Genomic DNA, 2404 nt, shown 5'->3' on the forward strand with positions numbered 1-2404 from the left:
TAAGAAATTGATTAAATTTATCGCGAATTTTAATAAGGTAGCGAGAATTCCGACCGCAGATCCACCAAGCCCGCTCAAAATTTAAATTTTACCTGGATTGAGCTATAATCCCTTTTTTGAAATTTTAACCTTGGATAAAGATTTGAAAATAGCGTTTTTTGACTCGGGCATCGGCGGACTAAGCGTGCTAGTTGAGGCTCTGCGGAGATTTAGCGGAGCGGAGTTTTTGTATTTTGCCGACGAGGATCACGTCCCATACGGCACGAAAAATAGAGCCGAGATCGTGCGCCTGAGCCTTGATGCGGTGGGATTTTTGGTCTCGCGCGGCGCGGACGCGGTCGTCGTTGCTTGCAATACCGCCACGAGCGCCGCCATCTCGGAGCTTCGCGGCGCATTTAGCGTGCCTGTCATCGGCATGGAGCCCGCCGTCAAGCTCGCCGCGGACAGCTTCGGCTCGCGCCCGACGCTGCTCATCGCCACGCCGCTAACGATCGCCGGCGAAAAGCTCGCGCGCCTCGTGGGGCGGCTGGAGTGTGAGACGTGGAGCTTGCCGCTGCCCCGCCTCGTGGAGTTTGCGCAGGATTTGGAGTTTGATTCGCCTGCGGTTCGGACGTATCTGAGCGAGGAGCTAGCTAAATTTGAGCTTGAGCGCCTCGGTTCGCTCGTGCTTGGTTGCACGCATTTTAACTATTTCAAGGACGTTTTGCACGAAATTTTGCCGCCTCACGTGCGTATCATCGACGGTATCGACGGCACGCTAAACCGCCTTGCAAGCGAGCTGGGCGGAGGGCTGAAGCTCGCACATGGCGAGGATTTGCCCTCGCGGGCGACTAAATTTGACGCGGACGGCGGCGTAAAATTTGATACGAATTCACAGCTCAAGCTTTATTCTCGAGGCGGCGCGGATTTGTCCTTAGAATTTGAGCCGCGAAGCGAAGGAGCGGGCATTTCGCGCGTGAATTATCCAAACGGCAACAGCGTGGAGTATTTTTGCTCGGGCAGGGCGCTAGATGCGGCGCAGCTGCGCAAAGTGGACCTGTTTTTAAAGCGGCTCGATGCGATGCGAGCAATCGACTAGGCTACGCGCCCGTGCGTCGTAGATCCGTAGCGCAGGTTGGGATTCCAGTGCGTCATAAATCACGTCAAATTAAAATTCCTGTTCATCGCGGATCGCACTGCGCGACTTAAAATTTAGATACGTGGTGGATCGCTCTGCGCAAGTTAAAATTTTGATGCGCTATAAATCGCAGCGCAAATTAAAATTTTGGCGCGCTAAAATTTAACTCGGCTCGGCGATTTAGAAGCGGCTTCGCGACGGCATATGAGCAATGGTGCTTCGCCGTCATCCAGCGCGCGAAAGTTAAAATTTTACGGGGCAAATGCTGCCTTCCGCCGCCCGGCACGTAAATTTAAGATTTAACGCGCAACGCCGCCGTACGACTTGAAGCAGCATAGCGCGAAAAAGGCGCCGTCGCTTCTTTAAATTTAATAGCGCAAGTCCGCAAGTCAAGATTGCTGTATGTAAGGAATTCCTCGCGCCGCACGAGCTGTCGCCGCAAATTTGAAATTTTAAATTTAGACTAGGACGTAGATAAAGGGCGTGCGCGAAGTTAAAATTTAGTGCGCCGCGCAAACCACCGCCGAGAGAAATTTAGACTAGCTACGCGGCGTAAATTTTAAAATGATTAAATTTTAAGGCGCCGCGCAGCCCATAAGTCTTTTCTACGCTAGCCAAAAGCTCGCAGGCTAAATTTGAAATTCCAAAATCCGTAAAGTAGAATTTCGCGCCATGTCGTTTCGCGGGCGAGATTTATGCCGCAAAATTAAGCGCCGCCCAGAGTAAATTTACCCCACCGAAAGCGCGGGGTAAATTTAGAATACATTAAGAACGTAAGAAAGGAGGGTTCAGCATTAAAATTATTTCCTGGCTATTTTTTATATTCTTTAATCTGGTATTACCAGACGATTCTTGAATCTGCTCAAGAAAACAGCGTCGTGAGCATGCCTTAAATTAACAGCTTCGACACTATTTTCATCGGCCGGAACTTTCTCTTTATATTTTTCTATGATAGCCTTGGCTTCGTCTAAATGGCTCTTATAATACTCAACCGAATACGCCATACTCTTTTCCTCTACGACAGTTTTGGCATTCACGCAATTTTTATAAGAGTTGCTTCCGTCTTTTAAAGTATTGAAATCACACTTTGCTAAAACCTCTTTGGCTTCGTCTAGATGCGCGTCATAATATTCCTTGGTCTTTACCTCGGTATCATCGCCGCAACCTACTAATAAAACAGCCAATGTAAGTGCACCTAGAAGCGTTTTAGTGTTTTTCATTTCATTCTCCTTGTTTGAAATTTATCGGTATTTTACTATCCGTTTACTTTAAAAATTTTGAATTGCA

At 48.4% G+C, this 2404-nt stretch carries 2 protein-coding genes; one reads left to right on the plus strand and one right to left on the minus strand.

The features are described 5' to 3' along the window. Positions 1-142: 142 nt before the first annotated feature. The gene (murI, locus tag Q0600_RS05575; RefSeq protein ID WP_298757882.1) at positions 143-1078 is read left to right on the plus strand and encodes a glutamate racemase; all 936 of its coding nucleotides are present in this window, start codon (positions 143-145) and stop codon (positions 1076-1078) included. An 866-nt stretch (positions 1079-1944) separates the two neighbouring features. Here murI and Q0600_RS05580 read toward each other — a convergent pair. After that, positions 1945-2337: an EexN family lipoprotein gene (locus tag Q0600_RS05580; protein WP_298757884.1), complete on the minus strand. Its 393-nt coding sequence runs from the start codon at positions 2335-2337 to the stop codon at positions 1945-1947. Positions 2338-2404: the final 67 nt, after the last annotated feature.

Source organism: uncultured Campylobacter sp. (assembly GCF_938041645.1).
Taxonomy (GTDB): Bacteria; Campylobacterota; Campylobacteria; order Campylobacterales; family Campylobacteraceae; genus Campylobacter_B.